Consider the following 23,253-nt stretch of genomic DNA (forward strand, 5'->3'; position numbering starts at 1 on the left):
GACGGTGATGTCGGGCGACCGGCGGGGCAACTCAAGCGGGCGGGCTCAGACCATCGTGGCGAGGGTGCGCTCGGGGCGGTGCACGAGCCGGGCGAGCGGCCGGGCGGCCAGCGCGGCCGCGGCGAGTGCCGCTCCCGCGAGCGCGGGCACCGGCGGCCCCGCCGGGAAGGCGGACACCAGGGCCAGGGACGCCGCCACCGAGCCCGCCGCGACGACGGCCGCCGCGCCGGGGCGCGAGAACGACTCCAGCAGCGTGGTGAGGAACGCCACCACGCCGAAGCAGCCCAGGGCGAGCAGCAGCAGCGCCGGCTCGGCGGAGGAACCCGGCCGGGACCCGCCCAGCGCCGCCAGCAGCACCAGGGACGGCAGGGCGGTGCCGACCAGCAGGCGGGTGACGGCCCCGGCGACGATGCCGGCGAAGACGCGGCGGCCCCGTCCGGGCGGGCCGTCCTGCAGGCTCGTGGTGGCCAGCGCCGCCACCAGCACCGTCCAGACGCGGTCCATGCGGCGGCCCGCCCACAACCCGCCCAGCAGGGAGGGCAGCAGGGCCAGCACCGGGAACGGGGAGGTGCCCGTCCAGCGGACGGTGGGATCGCACACCAGCAGCAGGGCCGTGAGCCCGCCGACCCCGGCGGCGCCCAGGGAACGGCCCCACGGGGTGGGCGCACCCGCCGGGACGGGCCCGGTCAGCAGCGCCGCCACGACCGCGCCCCCGGTGAGCAGCACGACCGCGGTCACGTCCCAGACGGCCGGCACCCCGGCGCCCACCGCCCACGCCGCCACGCCCAGCGCCGCGCCGTACGGCAGGCCCCACCCGCGGACCACGACGAGCGTCCCGCCCACCCACGTCACCAGCAGCGCCCCGGGCAGGAACACCGCCGGGGCGAGCAGCATCCCCGCGGGCACCGTCGCGGCCGCCGCGGCCGCCGCGAGGAGGACGGGCCGGTCGGCGCGCAGCAGGCCCATCCCCGCGGGCGTGGTCAGGTAGCGGCGGCGCAGCAGCCACTGCACGGCGAAGCTCACCGGCAGCGCCAGGCGCCACGCGCGCTCGGTGACCTCCGTGCCCAGCGCGTCGGCGAGCGGCGCCATCCAGGCGGTGGTCGCCACCAGCGTCGCGACGAGACCGAGGACCTCCAGGACCGGGACGGGCGACACCTCGCCCACCGGGACGGGCCGCAGGCCCGCCGGGGCCGGGGTGCCCCGCCCGAGCGGTGCGCGGTGGGTCAGCGGCAGGGACGCGCGGGCTACGATCCCGCCCCACGCCTCCAGCACGACGCTGGCCTCCAGCGCGTCCTGCGGGGTGCGCCCGAGTCCGGCGTGGACGCGGGCGGAGGCCTGCCCCGGGGTGATCCTCACGCGGCGTCCTGCCGGGAGGCGGTGGCCAGCGCGTGCAGCAGCGCCCGGTAGGAGTCGAGGCAGCGCTGCTCACCGAACAGCCGCACGACGCGCTGGTACCCGCGCCGGCCCAGGTCCTGCGCCAGGTCGGGGTCCGCCACAAGGGCGGCGACGGCGTCGGCGATGCCGTGCACGTCCCCCGGGGGTGCGGTGAAACCCGCCCCGCGCATCGCGTCGAGCACCCCGCCGACGAGGGTCGTGACCACGGGGCGGGACTCCGACAGCGCCTCCAGCACGGACATCGGGAACCCCTCGGAGATGCTCGTCATGAGCACCACGTCCGCCTCGCGCATCACGCCCGTCGGGTCCGCGGTGGGGCCCATGAACGTGAACACCCCCGCCAGGTCCAGTTCGGTGTGCAGGTCGTAGCAGCCCTGCGCGTAGGCCTCCTGACCGCGCGGCACCGGCCCGTAGTGCAGGAACCGCACGTCGGGCACGCGCCGGCGCACCGCCGCGGCGACCCGCAGCATGGTCTGCACGTCCTTGAGGGGGTCCAGCCGCCCGACGCTGACGACGGTGCGGGTGCGCGGCGCCGGGGTCGGCTCCCCCGGCAGGGGCACCCCGTTGGGGATGGTGAGGATGCGTTCCGCGGGGACGCCGAGCGCCTCCTCCCACGGGGCGTTGGCGTCGGCGACGGGGCTGACGACGTCCGCGGCGGCGTACGTCAGGCGGGTCAGGCCGCGCGCCAGCCGGGTGCTCACGAACTTCGCGGCGGCCACGTCGGAGGAGCGCACGGCCGCCAGGTACGCCTCGCGGACGTAGACGCCGTGCTCGGCGAGGACGAGGGGGCGCGAGCGCAGCGCCTTGTCCACGACGGCGGGCACCCCGGACCAGCCGGCGGCGGTGACCAGGGAGACGTCCGCGTCGGGCGTGGGCTCCGCCGCGGTGCGCGCGATCCAGTACAGCGTCCGGTACAGCTCCACGGCCCGGTTCACGTCGAAGGACGGCGCGGGGCCGGTCTCGTCGTGCTCCTCGGCGAGGACCGCGCACAGGGCGGCGACGAAGGCGTCCCAGGTCGCGTCGTCGCGGAACGTGGGGACGACCCGGTCGGGGTTCTGCCGGCACCACACGAGGGCCGGCACGAGGTCGAGCGGGTCTGCGCCCCAGCCGAGCAGTCCGGTGGCCAGCTCCGCGGCCAGCTCCGGGCGGCGGGTGCGGCGGGCACGGCCCCGGGGGCCGCCGGCGGGGCGCCGCGGCGGGCGCCCGGAACCCCACAGGCGCACGTGACCGGCGAGGCGGGCGTTGGGCGGCAGCTCGAACCGGGGCGTGCCCGCGTCGCCGCCGGTGAGGGCGAACACCAGCCAGTCCACGTCCGGCAGGCCGCGCAGCAGCAGGTCGCACCAGGTGCTGACCCCGCCGATCACGAACGGGTAGGTGCCCTCGGTGAGCATGAGCACCCGGGGGCGCGGTGCGGCGCTCACGCCGGCGCCCCGGCGGGCAGCGCGATGCGCAGCGTCTGCCCGGCGGCGAGGGCGCGCCACGCCGAGGCCGACCCGGCGTAGGGCTCCCCGAAGGCCTCCCCGCCCGTGCGGCTGCCGAGGGGGACCGTGAGGGGGACCTCCACGTCCACCGCGGTGGCCACCCGCAGCGCGTCACCCTCGCGGACGGCGTCCACGTGCCCGCCCCCGCACGCGGCGCACCAGCGGTCGCGGCGGCGCAGCTCCGCGGCGGCGGAGTCCATCGACGGGCTGAGCAGGGGGACCTCCGGGGACACGGCGCGGGAGTGGCGCGCCAGCACGTGCGCGGCGAGGTCGAGGAGCACCCGGTCGCCGGTGAGGTTGGACTGGTGGGCGAACGTGGGCGCCGGGTCACCGGACAGCACGTGCCGCAGGACGATGGTGCACTCCGCGTCGAGGAACCGTCGCGCATCCGGTGCGAGGATCCCCTCTCCGGAGTAGCGGCGGTTGTACGCGTCGAGCTGGCGCTCCCACGTCACGGCGTCGGTGTACACGTTCGTGGGGTGGCGCGGCACGACGGTGGCCGGGCCGAGCACGGCGCCTGCGGGCGGGGTCGAGGAGTCCGCGGCGAGCGCGCCGACGCCGGTGGCGCGCAGCGCGGCCGGCAGCGCGGGGTTGCGCAGGCCGGTGTGCGCGCCGGTCACGAGGGCGCCGGCGGGGGCGGCGATGCCGTGCTCGCGGGCGAAGGCGGTGTTGCGGCGGATCTCCTCGCGGAGCACCTCGGGGCCCGCGCCGTCCAGGTCCCGGTGGCTCCAGGTGTGGTTCACCCAGCGGAACGCGGCGCGGTGCTCCAGCAGCGCCGCGGTCAGGGGGTCGCCGGGTGCCGCGCCGGCCCCGTTGAAGGCCAGGTCGAGGCGGAACCCGGTGCGTTCCTGCCACGCCAGGGTCGCCGCGACGTCCGCGGGGCCCATGCGGACCTCCCCGCCCGCTGCGCCGCGGTCGGTCGCGCCGGCGGTGCGGTTGGCGAGGAAGACGTCGTCGACGTGCACGGCGAGGAAGTTGCGCGACAGGCCCAGGTGGCAGCCGCGCGTGACCCACGCCAGCAGGCCCCGGGCGGTCAGCAGCCCGTGCAGCGCCCCCGGGGCGGTGTCGACGAGGACGAGCACGTCCTCCAGGCCGTCCGGCCGGTGCACGAGCCCCGCCACGGGGGAGCCGTCGGCGGTGCGCAGGAGCGGGGTGAGGCGCGCGGGGTCGACCAGGCGGCCGAGGTGGCCGGAGCAGCCGCCGGCGAGGGTGAGCTCCCCGCGCAGGTCCGGGAACGTGCCGCGTCCCGCGGCGGTGACGTGCACGCCGGTACCGCCCACCGCGCGCCACGGTGCGGGGGTGAGGCCGTCGGCGGGGCCGGGGTAGCCGTAGGCGCGCAGGGCGCGCACGCCGCCGAGCCGGCGGTAGCGGGTGACGGCGCCGGGTTCGGGGGTGCCGCCGCCGAGGACGACCGCGTTGTAGCGGCCGTGACCGGGACGGCGCAGCAGGTCCCCTGCGGTGAGGAACCGGTGCGCGGCGTGCGGCACCTCGACGTGCGGGACCCCGGTGCGGCGCAGGACGTCCCGCCACGCGGCGGTGGTGGGGTCCCCGTCCGGGCCGGCGAGGAGCAGGACGCGCAGGTCGAGCCGGAACCCCGGCACCGGCTGCGGCGTCACGACCGCGCGGCCTCCGCGGGGACGGGCTCCAGGTCGCCGGCGGGGCCCAGGTCGCCGGCGGGGTCCCGGTCGCCGGCGACGTCCTGCACGAGGGTGAGCGGGAACCCCTCGCCGCGCTGGCGCGGCCCCCGCCGCTCGACGACGCGGCGGTCGATCTCGGTGAGGGCGACGTCCTCGGTGAGCTGGCGCTGCAGCTGCCCGGCGGCGACGACCAGCCCGTGCAGGACGTCGACGACGGCGCGGCGGGTGGCCTCGGTGCGGGCCGCGACGTGGTGGGCCTCGTCGCGGGCCTCCAGGGCGTCGGCCTCCGCGGGCTGCTCGACGGCGGCACGCAGCAGGTCGGTGACGGCGCTGAGGTTCCGGGGGCGCTGCTGCTCCAGCCGCAGCCGCATGTTCTCCTGCGTCAGCCGTTCGACCTCTTGACGCAGGGCCGCCAGTTCCCCGTCCGGTGCCGCCGCACGCCGCCACCACCGCCACGACGCCATGGTTCCCCCTCACCCGTCCGCTCTCCGCCACGTCCCCCGAGTCGCTCACCGTAGCCGCGGACCGTCGGGGGCGGGGCGCCCGGACGAGTGCGTCCCCCTGACGCAGCAGTGCCCACCACGCGGACGGAAACTCACCGTCAGCGGGCGGATGCGCCGTCTGTGTGAGACCCCGACGAATGCCTCCCGCACGCACGGTGAGGTTCCTAACCTCACCTCAGAGGACGTGTGGGGGAACCAGCCGGGAACTCGGCGGTGCGCGTCGCGGGATCCGGGGGACACATGGTCGGCACGCAGGACGGGCGGATGCGCCGGGGCGCCGGGGCGGCGCGGAGCGCTAGCAGGTGGAGGCGCGCCGTCGGCGCCGCGGCCGTGGCGCTCGTGCCGCTCGCCGCCCTCGTGCCGCCCGCGCACGCCGCCGGCACGAAGGTCCGGCTCCACGTCCTCGTCGTCACCTCCGGTGACCCGTCGTCCACCGCGATCGCCGTCGAGCTCGAGCGGGAGGGTGTTCCGCACACCGTCGTGCAGCTCGGCGACAGCGGGCGGCCCGTCCTCGACGAGGGTTTCCTCGTGGATGCGGCGACGGGGGCGGCGCGGTTCCAGGCGGTCGTGCTGCCCAACGCCGCTCCCGCCGGGCTCGGTGCTGAGGAGCTGTCGGCCCTGCGCTCCTACGAGCGCGCCCACGGCATCCGCCGGGTCAACGCCTACGTCTACCCGGGCACCGGGTCCGGGGCCACCGCGACGTACGCCGGCTCCCTCGACGGCGCCGCCGCGACCGTCACACCCGCCGCACGCGCCACGGGTTTCTCCGCGCTGAGCGGCCCGCTGCCGATCGACGACTTCTCCCCGGGCCTGGAGGTGTACGGCTACCTCGCGCAGCTGGACACCGCCCTGCCCGAGGGTCAGTCCGCCACCGCACTCCTCACCGCCCGGGCGGGTGGGGACAGCGGTGCCATCGCGTGGTCGTACGCGCACGGTGGGCGTGAGGAGCTGATGGTCTCGGCGGCGTACAACTCCTCGATGCAGTGGTACAACACCGTGGCGCACGGTGTGGTGTCGTGGATGACGCGGGGGATCCACCTGGGTTTCCACCGCTCGTACCTCGACGTGCAGGTGGACGACGTGTTCCTGCCGGACTCCCGGTGGAGCGTGGCCGGGAACTGCACCCCCGGTGACGACTGCGTCGACCGCACCCTCAGCACCCCCGACATCCGGATGACCGCCGCCGACGTCCGGCGCCTGGTCGACTGGCAGCGAGCGCACGGCTTCCGGCTCGACATGGTCTTCAACGGCGGGGGAGCCGTCGCCGCCCGCGCGGAGAACTCCGGCACCGACCCGCTGACCGACGCCTTCCTGGCCAGCAAGGCGGAGTTCCCGTGGGTGAACCACACGTGGAACCACCCCTACCTCGGGTGCATCCAGATCGCCCCCACCGTCGCGGGCCGGTCCTGGCACTGCGCCACCGCCCCGGACGAGACCCCGCGGCAGGACCCGGACATCTCCGGGCAGGAGAGCGGTGGGACGTACTGGGCCGAGCAGTCCTTCGTCCGCGCGCAGGTGCAGCAGAACATCGACTGGGCGCGGGCGAACGCGCTGCCGAACTTCGATGCCACGGAGCTGGTCACCGGCGAGCACTCCGGCCTGGCCACCGCCCCCCAGCAGCCCACCGACAACCCCTTCCTCGCGGCCGCCCTCGGCTCCACCGGCGTCCGGTACATCGCCTCCGACGCCTCGCGCGAGCGCGACCCCCGGGCGGTGGGTGAGGCGGTGACCGTTCCGCGGTACCCGATGAACGTGTACTACAACGCCGCGACGTACCGCGAGCAGATCGACGAGTACAACTGGTACTACACCTCCCGCGCCGACGGCGGCTCGGGCATCTGCGAGGACAACCCCGCCAGCACCTGCATCGCCCCGCTGCCGGCCGGCACCGAGGCCGAGGCGAGGACCAGCTTCCAGGGCTACCTGGCCCCGCTGGAGGTCCGCAACGCCCTGGGCAAGGTCCTGGCCAACGACCCGCGCTCCTTCTACGCCCACCAGTCCAACCTCGCCGAGGACGGCCTGCTCTACCCCGTCGTCGAAGGCGTCCTGGAGCAGTACCGCGCCACCCACGCCCCCACCGCGCCCCTCGTCCAGATCTCCCTGCGGGAGCAGGGCGAGGTGCTGGCCCGCGCCGCCGCCTGGCGTGCGGTCGCGGCGCGCACGACGGCGTACCTCGACGACTCCGGCGTCCACCTCAGCGCCGCCGCGGGCGTCCAGGTCCCGCTCACCGTGCCCGCGGGCACCCGGGAGACCGGCGTCGCGCTCGCCTCCTACGGCGGGGAGCGCTCGGGGTGGATCGCCGCGCCCACCGCGGACACGCTCGTCGCCGTGCCGGCCGCGCGGCGCGGCGGGTACACCGGGACCGCCACGCCGGTCACCGTCCCGGCGCCCGCCACCGCCGTCGCCGCCGTGGCCGGCAACGCCTCCGCGACCGTGACCTGGGCCGAGCCGGTCACCGACGGCGGCTCCGCCCTCACCGGGTACGCCGTCCGCGCCTGGGCCGCCGGCAGCCCCGCGCTGAGCGTGGACGTCCCGGCCGGGCAGACCACCGCGACCGTCGACGGCCTGGCCAACGGCACCGCGTACACGTTCGAGGTCCTCGCCCGCAACGCGCTCGGCGACGCGCCGCCCTCCGGCCGCTCGGTCCCGGTGACGCCCGCGGCGCCCGTGACCGGGCCCGGCGCGCCGGTGCCCGGTGCGGTCGTCGCCGGTGACGCCACGGCGACCCTCACGTGGAGCGCGCCCGCCTCCGACGGCGGCTCGCCCCTGACCGGGTACGTCGCCCGCGCCTACGAGGCCGGTTCGGACGTCCCCTCGCTCTCCGCCGAGGTGGACGCCGCCGCCACGGGCGCGACCTTCGCGGGCCTCGTGAACGGCACGGCGTACTCCTTCGACGTGCTGGCGCGCAACGCCGCCGGCTCCGGGGTCCCCTCGCGGCGTTCGGCGTCCGTCATCCCCGCCGCCGTCCCCGGCGCGCCGGTCATCTCCTCGGCCACCGCGGGGGACGCCTCGGTGACCCTGGCCTGGTCGCCGCCCGCGACCGACGGCGGGGCGCCGGTCACGGGCTACGTCGTGCGGGTGTTCACCGGGGGTGGACCCACCCCGGCGCGGGAGGTGCCGGTGGGCGCGGGGACGAGCGCGACGGTGACCGGGCTCGTCGACGGAACGCCCTACGTGCTCGACGTCCTCGCGGTCAACGCGGCCGGGCGGGGCGCCGCCTCGCCACCGTCGCCGGTGCTGAAGCCCGTCGCCCCCGTGCCCGTCGCGCCGGCTCCCGTCGTGCCGGCTCCCGTCGTGCCCGCGCCCGTCGTGCCCGCGCCCGTCGTGCCCGCGCCCGTCGTGCCGGCGCCACTCGTCGTGGCACCGGCCACGGTGCCCGGCGCGCCGGTCACCGGGGCCGCATCCCCCGGTGCCGGCGGTGGCGCGATCACCGCCACCGCGCGGTGGAGCCCGCCGCGCACGGACGGCGGCTCGCCGGTGACCGGGTACCGGGTGACGGCGCTGCGCCTCGACTCCAGGGGAGCGGTCGTGCAGACCGTCGTGCACCCGGTGCTGCTGCCCGCCGCCGCGCGCTCGCTGCGGATGTCCCTGCCGGTGGCGGGCAGGTACCGCTTCACGGTCCGGGCGGTCAACGACGCGGGGACCGGCGTGGCCTCGGCGCGCTCGCGGATCGTCGCAGCCGTCTGACGTCGCGCCGGGGCACGGCCGGGAGGGGTGTTCCACCCCTGCGCGCACCGGTCACCGCCGGTCGTCACCCCGGCGGTGGTCCGTCCGTGTGGAAGATCCCCCGAGCCGTTCCGCGACCGCGGAGAGTCACCTAGTTTCGAGGTAAACCAAGCGATGCAGGGAGAGCGCATGTCCGAGGAGCAGGCACGGCGAGGGATCCTCTCCCGGGTGCAGCGGGTGGTCGCCGGGGTGGGAGCCGCGCTGTTCCCGCTGGTCGGTCTGGTGGAACCCGCCCAGGCGGCCGGCTTCCGGGTCGAGCTGCGGGTCCTCGTCGTCACCGCCGGGGACCCCTCGTCGGCGGCGATCGCGGAGGAGCTGCGCCGCGAGGGCGTCCCCCACACGCTGGTGGACCTCACCGCCGCCGGCCGCCCCGTTCTCGACGAGGGTTTCCTCGTGGATGCGGTGACGGGGGCGGCGCGGTTCCAGGCGGTGGTGCTGCCCAACGCCTCCCCGGCGCAGCTGGGCGCCCCGGAGCTCGACGCGCTCGCCGGGTACGAGCGCGCCCACGGCATCCGCCGGGTCAACGCCTACGTCTACCCGGGCACCGGCTCCGGGGCCACCGCGACCTACGCCGGCTCCCTCGACGGTGCGGACGGCGAGGTGACCGCCGCCGCGCGGGCGTCCGGTTTCTCGGCGCTGTCCGGTGCCCTGCCGATCGACGACTTCTCCCCGGCGCTGGAGGTGTACGGCTATCTCGCCCAGCCCGAGGCGGAGCTGCCCGCGGGCCAGAGCGTCACACCGATGATCACCGCGAGCACCGACGACGCGACGGGGATGATCGCGTGGTCGTACGCGCACGGTGGGCGTGAGGAGCTGATGGTCTCGGCGGCGTACAACTCCTCGATGCAGTGGTACAACACCGTGGCGCACGGTGTGGTGTCGTGGATGACGCGGGGGATCCACCTGGGTTTCCACCGCTCGTACCTCGACGTGCAGGTGGACGACGTGTTCCTGCCGGACTCCCGGTGGAGCGTGGCCGGGAACTGCACCCCCGGTGACGACTGCGTCGATCCGGGGGTCCGGACGGACGACATCCGGATGACCGCCGCCGACGTGGACCGGCTCGTGGCGTGGCAGCGAGCGCACGGCTTCCGGCTCGACATGGTCTTCAACGGCTCCGGTGCCGAGGCGGCCCGCGCCGCCGGTGGGAGGGACCCGCTGACCGACGCCTTCCTGGCCAGCAAGGCGGAGTTCCCGTGGGTGAACCACACGTGGTCCCACCCCTACCTCGGCTGCATCCAGGTCGCCCCTACCGTTGCGGGGCAGACGTGGCGCTGCGCGACCCGCCCGGACGAGACCCCGCGGCAGGACCCGGAGGTCCCGGCGCAGGAGAGCGGCGGCGTGCAGTGGGCGTCCCAGGAGTTCCTGCGCTCCCAGGTGCAGCGCAACATCGACTGGGCGCGCGCCAACGGCCTGCCGAACTTCGACGCGAGCGAGCTGGTCACCGGTGAGCACTCCGGCCTGGCCACCGCCCCCCAGCAGCCCACCGACAACCCGTTCCTGGCCCCGGCGCTCGCCGCGACCGGTGTGAAGCACATCGCCTCCGACGCCTCCCGGGAGGGCGGCCGCCGTCTCGTCGGGGACGCCCGCACGGTGCCGCGGTACCCGATGAACGTGTACTACAACACGGGCACCTACCGCGAGCAGATCGACGAGTACAACTGGTACTACACCTCCCGCGCCGACGGCGGATCCGGGATCTGCGAGGACAACCCCGCCAGCACCTGCATCGCCCCGCTGCCGGCCGCGACCGAGGCCGAGGCGAGGACGAGCTTCGAGGGCTACCTGGCCCCGCTGGAGGTCCGCAACGCGCTGCTGAAGGTCCTCGCGAACGACCCGCGCTCCTTCTACGCCCACCAGTCCAACCTGGCCGAGGACGCCCTGCTCTACCCCGTCGTCGAAGGCGTCCTGGAGCAGTACCGCGCCACCCACACCCCCGACGCCCCCCTCGTCCAGATCCCCCTGCGCGTCCAGGGCGACCTGCTCGTCAAGGGCACCGAGTGGCGGCGCAAGTCCTCCCAGGTGAGCGCCTACCTCGACGACTCCGGCGTCCACCTCAGCGGCCCGGCCGACACCTACGCCCCGCTGACCGTCCCGTCGGGCACCCGCGAGGTCGGCATCGGCCTGCGCAGCTACGGCGGGGAGCGCTCCGGCTGGTTCCGCGTCCCCACCGCCGACACCGTGGTGGCCGTTCCGGAGCTGCCGCGCGGCGCGTACGTCGGCACGACGACCCCCGTCACCGTCCCCGCCTACGCCCGGGCCGTGTCCGCCGTGCCCGGCAACGCCTCCGCGACCGTGACGTGGACGGCACCGACCCTCGACGGCGGCTCCGCCCTCACCGGGTACAGCGTCCGCGCCTGGGCCGTCGGCGCCGGCACGCCCGCCGTGACGGCCGAGGTCCCGGCCGAGCGGACCACCGCGATCGTCGAGGGCCTCCTCAACGGCACCGCGTACACGTTCGAGGTCGTCGCCCGGAACCCCGCCGGCGAGGCACCGCCGTCGGAGCGCTCGGCGCCGGTCGTCCCCAGGGCGCCCGCCGTGCAGCCGGGTGCCCCCGTCCTCGGCGCCGTCACCGCCGGCGACACCACCGCGACCGTGACGTGGAGCGCCCCCGGCTCCGACGGCGGCGCGCCCGTCAGCGGCTACACGGTGCACGTCTTCGAGGGCGGCGCCACCGCCCCCACCCGCACCGTGGGCGTCGCCGCCCCCACCACGAGGGCCACCGTCACCGGGCTGGTCAACGGCACGCCGTACGCGTTCGAGGTCCTCGCCCGCAACTCCGCCGGCGAGGGGCTGCCGTCGCCGCGCTCCGCGACGGTCGTCCCGGCGACCGTTCCCGGCGCGCCGATCGTCTCCGGCGTCACCGCCGGCAACGCCTCGGCGGGCGTGACGTGGAACGCCCCGGCCACCGACGGCGGCTCCGCCGTCACCGGCTACCAGGTGCGGGCGTACGCGGCGGGGGCGAGCACCCCCGCCCGCACCCTGGACGTCCCCGCGACCAGCACGTCGGGGACCGTCACCGGGCTGGTCAACGGCACGACGTACACGGTGGAGGTGGTGGCCCGCAACGCCGTCGGCACCGGTGCGGCCTCCCCGCGCTCGGCGGCCGTGCTGCCCGCCACCGTGCCCGGCGCCCCGGTCCTCGGGTCCGTCGCGGCGGGCAACGCCACGGCGAGCGTGACGTGGAACGCCCCGGCCGACAACGGCGGCTCGGCCGTCACCGCGTACACCGTGCGGGTGTTCACGGCCGGCTCCAGCACCCCGCTGCTCACCGTGGACGCCGCCGCCACCGCGCGGTCGCTGACCGTGGGCGGCCTGGCCAACGGCACGGGCCACACCCTGGACGTCACCGCCCGGAACTCCGCGGGGACCGGCCCGGCGTCCCAGCGGTCGGCCACCGTCACCCCCGTGGCCGTTCCCGGCGCACCCGTCCTGGGTTCCGTGACGGCCGGGGACCAGCGGATCACCCTCGCCTGGACCGCGCCGCGCGACACCGGCGGCTCCACCCTGACCGGCTACCGGGTGCGCCGCTACGACGGGAGGACCGGTGCGCTGCTGGCCACGACGGCCGTGGCGGCCACGGCGACGTCGTTCACCCTGACCGGCCTGGTGAACGGCACCGGGTACACGGTGGACGTGCAGGCCGTGAACGCGGCGGGCGCCGGGCAGGCGTCGCAGCGCTCCGCCGTCGTGGTGCCCCTCGGGCGCCCCGGGGCACCGGTGATGCAGATGGCGTGGTCGGGATACCCGTTCGGCCACGTCACGGCCTTCGCGAACTGGTCGCCGCCCACGAACACCGGTGGCTCCCCGGTCACCGGGTACCGGGTGCGCGCCCTGCGCATCGACTGGACCGGCCAGACGGTGGAGGTCATCACCTACCCGCAGCTGCTGCCCGCCACGGCCCGCTCCGTGGAGATGTACCTGCCCTGGTACGGCCGCTACCGGTTCCAGGTGCAGGCCGTCAACGCGGTCGGCGTCGGGGAGTGGTCGGCGCAGTCGAACGACGTGCAGGGGCAGTGAGCCCCGGCTGAGGGGTGCACGCAGGGGGCCGGCGATCCGCCGGCCCCCTGCGCGGTGTCCGGGCGGCTGGAGCCGGGCCCGGCCGCGATCCTCGAGGCGCTGCGCGAAGGCCGCTGGCGGGTGGTGATCGGCGAGGACGCCGAGGCGGTCGACGAACGCGTCCGGGCCGACCCGTGGACGGCCTACGACTGAGGCCGCGCGGGGACGGTGCCCGGGTCAGGCACCCGGGCAGGTGTGGCGCCAGGCGTCCAGGTCGTACCGCTTGAGCATCGAGGAGAAGCCGGGGAGGCGGGCGGCGCGGCAGAACCGCGCCGGGTCCATCTCGTACTCCACGTGGAGGACGGCCTTGCCGGCCTGCACGAACGGCTCCAGGGCGTCGCACTCGTCGTACTGCAGGCACTGCTCGTTCACGGCGAAGTCGAAGTCCCCGACGAGGTCGGGCACCTGGTCCAGGTCGTTCTTCAGGCCCACGGACATGCCCCGCGCGTGGGCCTCGCGGGCCACCCAGCGGTTGAACCGCAGCTGGTCCTCGCCGGTGAGGGGGAACCCGCTGTCGTTGGCGTACGCGTCGACGTTGTCGGGCTCGACCGCGTCGAACCCCTTGTCCCGGCACGCGTCCAGGCGCCGGGCCAGGAGGGGGCCGAGCACGTCCAGGCGCCGCACGTCGAGCCACCGCTCGTCGGGCCAGTCCTCCAGGGGCCTGCCGCGGACCTGCTCGGGGAAGTCGCGGGCGTCGGCGCGGAAGTCCTCCACGGTGCCGACGCTGACGTAGCAGACGACGCGGCGGCCGTCGGCGTGCAGGCGGTCCACGACCTCGCGCGGGACCTCCCAGTCGACGTCGTACACGGGCACGTCGACGGTGAGGTCCAGCTCACCGGACAGCTGCCACTGCCAGGGCTGCCCCGGCTGCGGCCGCCAGGGCGCGCCCTGCCCGGAGCCCTGCCCGGGGTCCGGGGGCTGCGGGGGGCGCACGGTGCGCGAGCCGCGCGGCAGGGCGGCGGGGGTTCCCCCGGTCACGGCGCTCCCCCCGTCCCCGCCCTGCCCGGTGCCGTCGTCCGGCCCGGTCCCCTCCGGCGCGGTGCACGCGCCGCACGCGAGGACGGCGGCCAGGAGTGCCGCGGGGACGGCCGCGCGGGCGGTCCCGGCCCCCGGCCGGAGGGTCCTGCTGCGTGCTCCGCGCACCGCGCCGCTCCTCCCCGCCGCTCCTCCCCGCCGTCCTGCCGCCAGGCTACGCGCGGGGTCCGGCCGGTGCCCTGTCGTCGCCGTCCCCGGGCCGCCCGCTCGCCACCGCCGCCCCGGGACCGCACGATGGGCCTCGGGCGCACGACGGGCCCGGACGCGGGCGGCGGCGGGGGAGGAGGAGCGGTGGGCGAGCGCAAGCCGGCGGACCACACGTTCGAGAGCTGGGTGGAGAAGCAGGTTCGGGAGGCCGCCGAGCGGGGGGAGTTCGACAACCTGCCCGGCGCCGGCAAGCCGCTGCGCGACCTGGACACGCCGCTGACGGGGGAGGAGTGGGCCGCCCGGATGGCGCGCCGGGAGGGCCTGGACCTGTCCGCGATGCTGCCGCCGCACCTGGCGTTCCGGCGCGAGCGGGCGGCGCTGCGCGAGTCGATGCCGTCACTGCGGGGCGAGGCGGAGGTGCGCGAGGTCGCCGCGGACTTCAACGCCCGCCTGCTCGCGGAGTACCGCCGCCCCCAGCTCGGCACGCCCCTGGCGGTGGCGCTGCTCGACGTGGAGGAGGCCGTCGCGGCGTGGCGGGCGGCGCACCCGGAACCGCCCGCCCCGCCCGCACCCACCCGGCAGGACCCGCCGCCGCGCAGGTCCTGGTGGCGCCGGCTGCGGCGCGGGTGAGGTGGCGCCGGCTGCGGCGCGGGTGAGGTGGCGCCGGCTGCGGCGCGGGTGAGGTGGCGCCGGCTGCGGCGGGTCAGCCGTCCAGCAGCCAGCGCACGAGGCGGCGCAGCAGCTCCAGGTGCTCGGGGGAGTCGTAGCCGCGCGCGTCGTGCCCGAGCGCGTCGTACGCGGTGCGGGCCCTCCCCCCGCCACCCGGGTCCTGCCGGACCCACACCAGGGGGTGCCGCACGCCCTCGTGGTCGTGCTCGGCGACGGCCACGACGTCCGGGGACACCCGCAGGTGCGTGTACCGCTCGTCGAGGGTCTCGAAGTCCGCCAGGCCCGCCACGACGGGGTGCCGCCCGGGCAGGACGTACACGGCGGCGGTGCCGTGCTCGGGGTGCATGCTCACGCCGTGCACCCAGCGCCCGCCGAGGCGCTCCTCCCACGGGTCGAAGCCGTCGAAACCCGTGGAGCTGGAGTGCACCGCCAGCAGGGGCCGCCCCGAGCGCAGGTACGCGGTGAACCCCTCGGCGGGTGGCCCGGGGGCGGGCGCGGGGGAGCCGTCGCGCGGCTGGCCCACGTTGAGCACCAGCAGGTCCGGCCACGCGCCGCGCCCGCCCAGGCCGGTGAGGGCGGCGTCGACGTCGTCGCGGGTGACCACGTCGAGGCCGCAGTCCGCCAGGACCGCCGCCAGGCGAGCGGAGGTCTCGGCGAAGGGGTGCCAGGGGTCGGCGTAGCGGCCTCCTCCGGACAGCAGCAGGGCGCGGGGTGCGTCCACCGGGTTCATCTCCTCGCTCTCGTGCGGGCCGGGCGGCCCGCTCCGGTGCCGGCAGTGGTGCCAGCCGTGGTGCCGGCAGTGGTGCCAGCCGTGGTGCCGGTCGTGGTGCCGGCAGTGGTGCCGGTCGGGGTGCCGGCCGGTGGGCCCGCGTCGGGGGTGCGCGGTGCGCCGCTGGAGTCGCGGACGACGAGCGCGGGGTTCACGTCGACACGGTGCACGGGCCGGCGCTCGCCCTCCTGCAGGCGCGCCAGCAGCAGTTCCACCGCCATGCGCCCCACGTGCTCCTTCGGGGGCCGCACCGCGCTCACCGCCGGCTGCGCGAGGGAGGCCACCTCGTCGTCGTAGGCGATGACGGCGAGGTCCTCCGGCACGCGCAGGCCAACGTCCAGGCAGTGCTGGACCAGCGCGATGGCCTGCGGGTCGGAGTGCACCAGCAGCGACGTCGTGCCCGTCTCCCGCACGCGGGCGACGATCCCGTCGAGCACCTCGTCGCGGTCGGGCCCGGACAGGTCCGGGCCGACGAAGTGCGCGACGCCCTCCACCGGCAGCCCCAGGTTGCGCACCGTGTCCTCCCAGCCGTCCTGCAGGTGCGCCGAGGTGGGGCTGTCGCGAGCCACGACGAGCCCGATGCGGCGGTGGCCGTGCGCGGCGAGGTGACGCACCGCCAGGGCCGCCCCGGAGGCGTGGTCCGTGGCGACCCACTCCAGGCTGGGGGTGGGCAGGTCGCGCGGGGCGCGGCGCTCGGCGAGCACCACGGGCAGGGGCAGGGAGTCCAGCCACCGCAGCAGCGCCCTGCCCTCCTCGCCCGAGGTGTCCGGTGCGACGACGAGGCCGTGCACATCCGTGGAGTCGAGGAGTCTCTGGATCTGGCGGTGGTCGTCGCGCGCGTCGTACGTGGAGCCGCGCAGGAGCAGGCGGGTCTGCGCGAGGGTCGCCGCGGCGCGTGCCCCGCTGACCACGTGCGGCCAGTAGTAGTCCAGGGACGGCACGACCATGCCGAGCGTGAACCGGCTGGGGGAGCCGCCGCGACGGCCCCGGGACGGCTCCGGTGCGGGGGTCAGGGGGCTGGTGAGCGTCGCGCCGCCGTGCACGCGGGTCAGCAGGCCCTGCTCGGCCATCGCGTTGATGTCGCGGCGCACCGTCAGCTCCGAGACGCCGAGGACGGGGGCGATGTCCCGCACGTGCACGGACCCGTTGCGGCGCAGCTCGTCCATCAGCCGCTCGCGCCGCTGCAGGGAGAACATCGAGGGCGCGGGGCCGGGGTCAGCCACCGTGCGCCCCCGCCCCGCCGTGGCCGGTACCGCCGGCCCGCAGGAGGACCGTCAGGGCGCCGGTGGGGGCCGGGCCGCAGCGCAGTTCCAGGCGTGTCAGCCGCGGGCCCCACACCGCGCGCAGCAGGGGGTCGTCGAGCTCCCAGGGGGTGAGGGCGGCGCGCACGGGCGTGCCGGGTGCGGCGCTCCAGTGGAGCAGCAGCTCGCGGGCGCCGGGCCGGCGCACCACGGCGGAGGTGCCGGTGAGCTCCACGTCCCCGGCGAGCAGGTGGTGCACGGCGTTCTCCACGTCCCCGGTGCCGTCGGCGCCGTCCGGGGGGTTCCCGGCCAGGGACCACGCCTCGGAGATCGCCACGAACCCGCCGTCCGGCGTGCCCGCGCCGTTCTCCAGCCGGGCCCAGCGCCGCCACGTGGAGCCGGCGGGCAGGTCGTAGGCGCCGGCCAGTTCCAGCTCCAGACCGGTGGCCGCGTCCCCGCCGGTGCGGCGCACCCCGGTGGCCCGGTAGGTGCGGCCCTGCCCCTGCTCCAGCCCCCACGGCACGGGGACGTTGTGCCAGCCGCTCCGCATCGCGCGGATCTCGTAGCGGCGCGGGGAGAACGTCAGCGCCGTGTACGTCGGCTGCCCGGCGTCGACGAGGACCGGGGCGCCGTCGAGGGCGACGACCACCGACCCGACGTCGAGGTGGTTGTGGTGCTCCCCGTCGTGCCCGCCCTTGACGGTCAGGGTGAGCCCGCGCTCCGCACCGGGTTCCTCCCGCGTGAGCAGGACCTCCACGGACGGCAGCCACGCCGAGCGCACCAGCGGCGGGGTGTCGGCGGCGGCCTCGCGCCAGGCGGGGTCGGCGAGCGCGGTGAGGACGCGGCCCAGGCTCGCGTCGGGGTCGGCGACCGTCGCGGTGCGCCCGCGCTGCCAGGCGGCGTGCCGGGTCGCGTCCGCGTCCCCGGTGGCCCTCCCCCAGCGGTGCAGCACGTCCCACGGCAGGGGCTGGCGCGGGCGGGCGGTGCCGTCGCCGACGTTGAGGTACCAGTCGCCGCCCAGGTGCATGCGGTGCGGGAAGCGGACGGTCTCGCGGACCACGGGGATCCCGCTCGCGTCGAGCCGGCCGCCGCTGGCCTGCCGCAGCAGGTCCAGGCACTCCAGCGCGCGCCCGGCACCGTTCCACCAGTAGCTCCAGCCCTCGTCGACCGCGCCGTCCGGGGGGAGCGCGGCCAGGAACCGGTCGAGGCCCTCGACGGCGAGGGCGACGGTGCGGGCGCGCTCGCCGGGGTCGTCGAGCAGCAGGAGCGCGGCGGCGACGAGGTTGGAGTGGATCCACGGGTTCCAGTTGTGCACGTCGCCGTCCAGGCCCAGCCAGTGCCAGTCGCGGCGGGTGGTGAACGGCTCCAGGACGCGCAGGCGGAACTCGTGGCGGACGCGGGTGCGCAGCCCCGGGACCCGCTCGTCCAGCAGGGGGCCGAGGACGTGGTCGGCCCAGGCGAGCTGCGCGGCGACCTCCCCGGCGCCGAGGTCCAGGTAGGGGGAGGTGACGGTGGGGACGACGGCCCCGTGCACGTCGCGGGTGTCGTCGTGGGCGGCCCAGCACCAGCTGCTCTGCTCGCACAGCAGGGTGATGCCGTCGGCGGCCTCGTCGACCCAGCGCTGCGCGCCGGTGGAGGCGGCGGTGACGACGGCGCGCGTCAGGCGGCGCTGCCGGGCGGCGACCCGCTCCTCGTACTCCGTGCGGTTGCCGTCGCGGAAGTAGCGGGCGTGGTGGGAGGTCAGCGGCTGGGGCCAGGGCAGGGGGGCGTCCTGCTCCGCGCGGCGCCGCAGCTCCGCGGTGGTGCGGGCGTCCGCGGCCGACCAGGGGCCGCGCTCGTCGGCCGGGCGGACGGCCAGCCGGTCGCGGGCCCCCTCGAGGAGCGGTGCGAGGGCGCCGGCGTCGAGCGAGGTCCCCCACGCCCGCCGGAGGGGACCTCCCGGGGGAGCGAGCGACATGAGCCCTCCTGCACCGGCCGATCGACTGTGATCGAGCCTGTTCGACTGTGGACGGATTGATTGACCGTGCTCAGCGGCGAGTATTCACTTCGTCCCAGCTCCCCGGCAAGCAGCCGGGACCGGCCGCGTCCGGGCCCGCTCCCGCCGGTCCGGAACCTCGACGAGGAGGACCCAGGGCGCATGGACAGCGTGCGACGACCACCGGCGCTCCTGGTGATGTCCCAGGACACGTTCCGGACGCAGTTCGACCCGGCCCGCCTGGACCGCCTGTGCGGCATGGTCTCCTTCCCCGGCCCGGTGTGGGCGCCCGACCTCGACGACCCGGCCCTGGCGCCGTCGCTGGCCGACGTCGAGGTCCTGCTGACCAGCTGGGGCGCCCCCCGCCTCGACACCGCCCGGCTCGCCCGCCTGCGCAGCCTGCGCGCCGTCCTGCACTGCGCCGGGACGGTGCGCCCCATCGTGAGCGAGGAGTTCTGGCGGCGCGGCATCGTCGTCAGCAGCGGCGCCGACGCCAACGCCGTCCCCGTCGCCGAGTTCACGTTCGCTTCCATCGTCCTGGCCGGCAAGAAGGCGCAGTTCCTCGCCAACGACGCCCGCCGGCACCGCGAGGACTGGTCCTACGTGCGGGCCCGGGGGGAGCTGAGCAACTACCGCCGCACCCTCGGGATCGTCGGTTTCTCCCGCATCGGCCGCCGCGTCGTGCGCATGCTGCAGCAGCTCGACGGCGCGGAGGTGCTGGTGTCCGACCCCTACGCCGACCCCGCCGAGGTCGCCGCCGCCGGGGGCCGGCTCACCGCCCTGCACGAGCTGCTGCCCCGGGTGTCGGTCCTGTCGCTGCACGCCCCCGACCTGCCCGCCACCCGCGGGATGATCGGCGCGCGGGAGCTGGCCCTGCTGCCCGACGGGGCGACCGTCGTCAACACCGCCCGCGGCACGCTCCTGGACACCCCAGCCCTGGAACGCGAGTGCGCCACCGGGCGCCTGCACGCCGTCCTCGACGTCACCCACCCCGAGCCGCTGCCCGCCGGCTCCCCGTTGTACGACCTGCCCAACGTCGTCATCACCCCGCACGTCGCCGGCTCCCTCGGCAGCGAGACGTTCCGGATGACCGACACCGCGCTGGACGAGCTGCGGCGCCACCTCGCCGGGCAGCCCCTCCACCACCAGGTCGTCAGCGAGGACCTGGAGCTCATCGCATGAGCACGCCCCGCCCCGCCGCCGCGGCGGTGCCCGAGGACCGCGCCCTGTCCCCGTTCACGGGCTGGACCCGGCAGCACTGGGCCGCCACCGCCGACGACCTGCTCCTCGCGGTGCGCCCGCACGCCTCGCCCTCCCACGCCCGCATCACCCTGCCCGGTGCACCCGGCGGGTACGGCACCGCCGTCGACGGCCTGGAGGGTTTCGCCCGCACCTTCCTCGCCGCCGGTTTCCGCCTCGCCGGGGAGGGCGGCCGCGACCCCCTCGGGTTCGCGGAGTGGTACGCCGAGGGCATCGCCGCCGGGACCGACCCGGCGAACCCCGACCGCTGGGTGCGCCCCCGCGAGCACGGCCAGGCCAAGGTCGAGGCCGCCTCCCTCGCACTCGTGCTGCACCTGACCCGCCCGTGGATCTGGGACCACCTGGACGCCGGGGTGCAGGAACGCACCGTGGACTACCTCGCCGACGTCGTCGGTGCGGAGTACCCGCCCATCAACTGGGTGTGGTTCCGCCTCGTCACGGAGCAGTTCCTGCGCTCCGTCGGCGGTCCCTGGTCCCGCGAGGACGTGGAGGCCGACCTCGCCACCCACGACACGTTCACCCGTCCCGGCGGCTGGTACTCCGACGGCGCGCAGCGCGCCTACGACCACTACGCGGGCTGGGCGCTGCACCTGTACCCGGTGCTGTGGCTCGCGATGGCCGGGGGCGACCCGCTGGCCACCGAGCGGCGCGGGCGGTACCTGGCGCACCTGGACCGATTCCTGCACGACGCCGTCCGCCTCGTCGGTGCCGACGGCGCGCCCCTGGCGCAGGGCCGCAGCCTCGTCTACCGCTACGCCGCCGCCGCGCCGTTCTGGGCGGGTGCGCTCGCCGGCTCCACGGCCCTGGCCCCGGGCCTGCTGCGGCGCGCCGCCAGCGGCATCGTGCGCTCCTTCACCGACGCCGGGGTCCCGGGCCCCGACGGGCTGCTCACCCTCGGCTGGCACCACCCGTGGCGTGCGATGGCGCAGTCCTACTCCGGGCCGGGTTCGCCGTACTGGGCGTGCAAGGGCCTGCTCGGCCTCGCCCTGCCCGCGGGGCACCCGGTGTGGACCGCCGTGGAGGAGCCGCTGCCGCTGGAGCGGGCCGACGACGCCCGCGTCGCGGTGGCACCGGGCTGGCTCGTCAGCGGGACCCGCGACGACGGCGTCGTGCGCGTCGTCAACCACGGCACGGACCACGCGCTGCCGGGCGACGACGTGACGGACAGCCCGCTGTACGCGCGCCTGGGGTACTCCACCGCCACGTTCCCGCTGCTCGCCGGCGACGCCGCTCCCGGCGGCCGCGCCCCCGACCCCCTGGACCAGAGCGTCGCCGTGCTCGACGAGCACCGCCGCCCCAGCCACCGCGCCGGATTCACCACCCTCGACGTGCGCGCCCTGCCCGGCACGGAGGGCACGGACGGCACGGATGGCACGGACGGCACGGAGGGCACGGACGACGCGAGCCCGGTGCTGCTCGGGGCCTCGCGGGCGCGCACCCACTGGGTCGAGCCTGACCCGGGTTCCCCGCAGCACGGCTCGGGGGACACCGGCGCCGTCCGCACGGGCCCGCACCTCACCGTCGTCTCCCTGCTGCACCGGCACTGGGAGGTCCGCCTGGCCCGCGTCGAGGACACCCCGGGCGCCGACGTGGCCGCCGGCCCCCTGCGTTTCGGCGGGTGGGCGGTCCCGGTGGGCGCCGAGCACGGCAGCGGTTTCGACGTCTCCGCCGTGCGCACCCCCCGGCTCGTCTCCGCCGTCCACGACCTCGGCGGGCTGCCCGCCGCCGCGGTGCGCCCCGAGACCGACGCCACCCCGCTGGGGGAGCTGACGGCCGTGCCCTACCGCTGCACCGCCGGGCCCGCCGAACCGGGGCGCTGGTACGCCGCGGCGCTGCTGCTCGCCGGGCGCGGTGCGCAGCCCGGGCCACCGCCCGTCCTGCTGCTCACCGGGCACGGCGAGCGCACCACCGCGGCGGTGACCTGGCCGGGCGGTGCCACCACCACCCTCGACCTGCCGGAGCCCCCCGAGGGCCCCTCCGGCGCCCCCGATGCACCACACCACCTCGAGAAGGAGTTCCAGCGATGAAGCTGACGGTCCTCAAGGCGGCGGCCACGGCCGTCGGCCTGACCTTGGCGCTGAGCGCCTGCGGCGGACCGGACGGGTCCGCCGCGCCGGGCGCGGGCGCCACGCCCACCGGCCCGGTCACCCTCACCGTCTCGCTCTGGAACTACGAGCAGACGCCGGAGTTCAAGGCGCTCATCGAGGCGTTCGAGGCGGCGAACCCGAACGTCGACGTCGAGCCCGTCGACATCCTCGCCGACGACTACGACGAGAAGGTCACCACGATGCTCGCCGGTGGTGACACCACCGACGTCATCACCATGAAGAACGTCATCGGCTACTCCCGCTACGCCAGCCGCGGCCAGCTCCTCGAGGTGTCCGACGTGGCCGAGGCCGCCGGCGGCGACAAGCTCGCCGGGCTCGGGGACTACGACGTCGACGGCGAGACGTTCGCGGTCCCGTACCGGCAGGACTTCTGGCTGATGTACTACAACAAGAAGATCTTCGACGCGGCCGGCGTGGCCTACCCCGGGGCCCTCACCTGGGACGAGTACGCCGACCTCGCCCGCGAGCTCACCACCGGTGAGGGCGAGGCGAAGGTCTACGGCACCTACCTGCACACCTGGCGCTCGCTCGTGCAGGCCGTCTCCGACGCGCAGAGCGACGGGGACCAGATCAGCGGCGACTACGACTTCATGAAGGCGCAGTACGACACGACCCTGGGGCTGCAGGAGGACGGTGCGACGCTCGACTTCGCCACCGCCACCGCCCAGAAGACCAGCTACCGCACGATGTTCGAGACGGGCAGGGCGGCCATGCTGCCGATGGGCTCGTGGTACATCGCCGGCATCAAGCAGGCCGAGGACGCCGGCAAGACCGACGTCGAGTGGGGCATGGCGCCCCTGCCCCAGCGCGAGAGCGGCAAGATCACCACGTTCGGCTCCCCGACGGCGTTCGCGGTCAACAAGAGCTCGAAGAACCCCGGGACGGCCAAGCAGTTCCTCGAGTTCGCCGCCGGCGAGGAGGGCGCCAAGGCCGTCGCCGCCGTCGGCGTGGTCCCCGCCTACACCAGCGACGAGATCACCGAGGCGTTCTTCGCGCTCCCCGGCCTCCCCGCGGACGAGGGCTCCAAGAAGGCGTTCCAGCCCGACGAGGTCGTCCTGGAGATGCCCGTCAGCGAGGTCTCCGGTGACGTCGACACCATCCTCAACGAGGAGCACCAGCTGGTCATGGTCGGCGAGAAGACCCCCGACGAGGGCATCGCCACCATGGAGCAGCGCGTCAAGGACGAGGCGCTCGGCTGAGCAGCCCGCCCCACCCCGCCGCGCGGCCGGTCCCGGCCGGCCGCGCGGC

At 76.4% G+C, this 23,253-nt stretch carries 15 protein-coding genes; 7 read left to right on the forward strand and 8 right to left on the reverse strand.

All coding sequences use genetic code 11. The features are described 5' to 3' along the window. Nucleotides 1–45: 45 nt before the first annotated feature. The 4 genes from ACYQBY_RS20685 to ACYQBY_RS20700 are packed head-to-tail and all read right to left on the reverse strand — an operon-like array spanning nt 46 to nt 4,977. Nucleotides 46–1,356, reverse strand: a complete 1,311-nt coding sequence (locus ACYQBY_RS20685; protein WP_459645785.1) for a hypothetical protein — start codon at nt 1,354–1,356, stop codon at nt 46–48. Next, nucleotides 1,353–2,816 carry a GT4 family glycosyltransferase PelF gene (gene pelF / locus ACYQBY_RS20690; protein ID WP_459645786.1) on the reverse strand — a complete coding sequence of 488 codons (1,464 nt, stop codon included), beginning with the start codon at nt 2,814–2,816 and terminating at the stop codon, nt 1,353–1,355. The genes ACYQBY_RS20685 and pelF overlap by 4 nt, the downstream gene beginning before the upstream one ends. Further along, nucleotides 2,813–4,492, reverse strand: a complete 1,680-nt coding sequence (locus tag ACYQBY_RS20695; RefSeq protein ID WP_459645787.1) for an Agd3-related carbohydrate deacetylase — start codon at nt 4,490–4,492, stop codon at nt 2,813–2,815. The genes pelF and ACYQBY_RS20695 overlap by 4 nt, the downstream gene beginning before the upstream one ends. Then, nucleotides 4,489–4,977 (reverse strand): hypothetical protein, encoded by a 489-nt coding sequence (locus ACYQBY_RS20700; protein ID WP_459645788.1) that lies wholly within the window; start codon nt 4,975–4,977, stop codon nt 4,489–4,491. Before ACYQBY_RS20700 ends, ACYQBY_RS20695 begins: the two co-directional genes overlap by 4 nt. Nucleotides 4,978–5,346: 369 nt before the next feature. On the opposite strand from ACYQBY_RS20700, the gene ACYQBY_RS20705 reads away from it, so the two are divergent. From ACYQBY_RS20705 to ACYQBY_RS20715, 3 genes are all read left to right on the forward strand, one after another. Then, entirely contained in the window at nt 5,347–8,703 is a 3,357-nt protein-coding gene (locus ACYQBY_RS20705; RefSeq protein WP_459645789.1) for a fibronectin type III domain-containing protein, read from the forward strand. A 168-nt stretch (nt 8,704–8,871) separates the two neighbouring features. Then, nucleotides 8,872–12,762, forward strand: coding sequence for a fibronectin type III domain-containing protein (locus ACYQBY_RS20710; RefSeq protein WP_459645790.1), 3,891 nt, complete (start codon nt 8,872–8,874; stop codon nt 12,760–12,762). 54 nt (nt 12,763–12,816) lie between these two features. After that, complete coding sequence (locus ACYQBY_RS20715; RefSeq protein ID WP_459645791.1) at nt 12,817–12,954, forward strand: hypothetical protein; 138 nt, start codon at nt 12,817–12,819, stop codon at nt 12,952–12,954. 24 nt (nt 12,955–12,978) lie between these two features. On the opposite strand, the gene ACYQBY_RS20720 is transcribed toward ACYQBY_RS20715, so the two are convergent. Beyond that, entirely contained in the window at nt 12,979–13,944 is a 966-nt protein-coding gene (locus ACYQBY_RS20720) for an endo alpha-1,4 polygalactosaminidase (RefSeq protein ID WP_459645792.1), read from the reverse strand. A gap of 183 nt (nt 13,945–14,127) precedes the next feature. Here ACYQBY_RS20720 and ACYQBY_RS20725 point away from each other — a divergent pair, with 183 nt between their 5' ends. Then, the gene (locus ACYQBY_RS20725; protein ID WP_459645793.1) at nt 14,128–14,613 is read left to right on the forward strand and encodes a DnaJ family domain-containing protein; all 486 of its coding nucleotides are present in this window, start codon (nt 14,128–14,130) and stop codon (nt 14,611–14,613) included. 73 nt (nt 14,614–14,686) lie between these two features. Here the strand turns inward: ACYQBY_RS20725 and ACYQBY_RS20730 are convergent, their stop codons facing one another. From ACYQBY_RS20730 to ACYQBY_RS20740, 3 genes are read right to left on the reverse strand one after another with little or no spacing between them, the layout of a single operon-like run. After that, complete coding sequence (locus ACYQBY_RS20730) at nt 14,687–15,373, reverse strand: ThuA domain-containing protein (protein WP_459645794.1); 687 nt, start codon at nt 15,371–15,373, stop codon at nt 14,687–14,689. Nucleotides 15,374–15,378: 5 nt separating this feature from the next. Further along, a complete protein-coding gene (locus ACYQBY_RS20735) occupies nt 15,379–16,644 on the reverse strand; it encodes a substrate-binding domain-containing protein (protein ID WP_459645795.1) in 1,266 nt (421 codons plus the stop codon). Beyond that, a complete protein-coding gene (locus tag ACYQBY_RS20740; protein WP_459645796.1) occupies nt 16,637–18,619 on the reverse strand; it encodes a heparinase II/III family protein in 1,983 nt (660 codons plus the stop codon). Before ACYQBY_RS20740 ends, ACYQBY_RS20735 begins: the two co-directional genes overlap by 8 nt. Before the next feature lie 180 nt (nt 18,620–18,799). On the opposite strand from ACYQBY_RS20740, the gene ACYQBY_RS20745 reads away from it, so the two are divergent. From ACYQBY_RS20745 to ACYQBY_RS20755, 3 genes are read left to right on the forward strand one after another with little or no spacing between them, the layout of a single operon-like run. Then, nucleotides 18,800–19,819: a hydroxyacid dehydrogenase gene (locus tag ACYQBY_RS20745; protein ID WP_459645797.1), complete on the forward strand. Its 1,020-nt coding sequence runs from the start codon at nt 18,800–18,802 to the stop codon at nt 19,817–19,819. After that, nucleotides 19,816–21,924 carry a DUF2264 domain-containing protein gene (locus ACYQBY_RS20750; protein ID WP_459645798.1) on the forward strand — a complete coding sequence of 703 codons (2,109 nt, stop codon included), beginning with the start codon at nt 19,816–19,818 and terminating at the stop codon, nt 21,922–21,924. Before ACYQBY_RS20745 ends, ACYQBY_RS20750 begins: the two co-directional genes overlap by 4 nt. Beyond that, on the forward strand, nt 21,921–23,204 hold the full coding sequence (locus ACYQBY_RS20755) for an ABC transporter substrate-binding protein (RefSeq protein ID WP_459645799.1): 1,284 nt from the start codon (nt 21,921–21,923) through the stop codon (nt 23,202–23,204). Before ACYQBY_RS20750 ends, ACYQBY_RS20755 begins: the two co-directional genes overlap by 4 nt. Nucleotides 23,205–23,253 lie beyond the last annotated feature (49 nt).

The organism is Kineococcus anabasis (genome assembly GCF_054590795.1).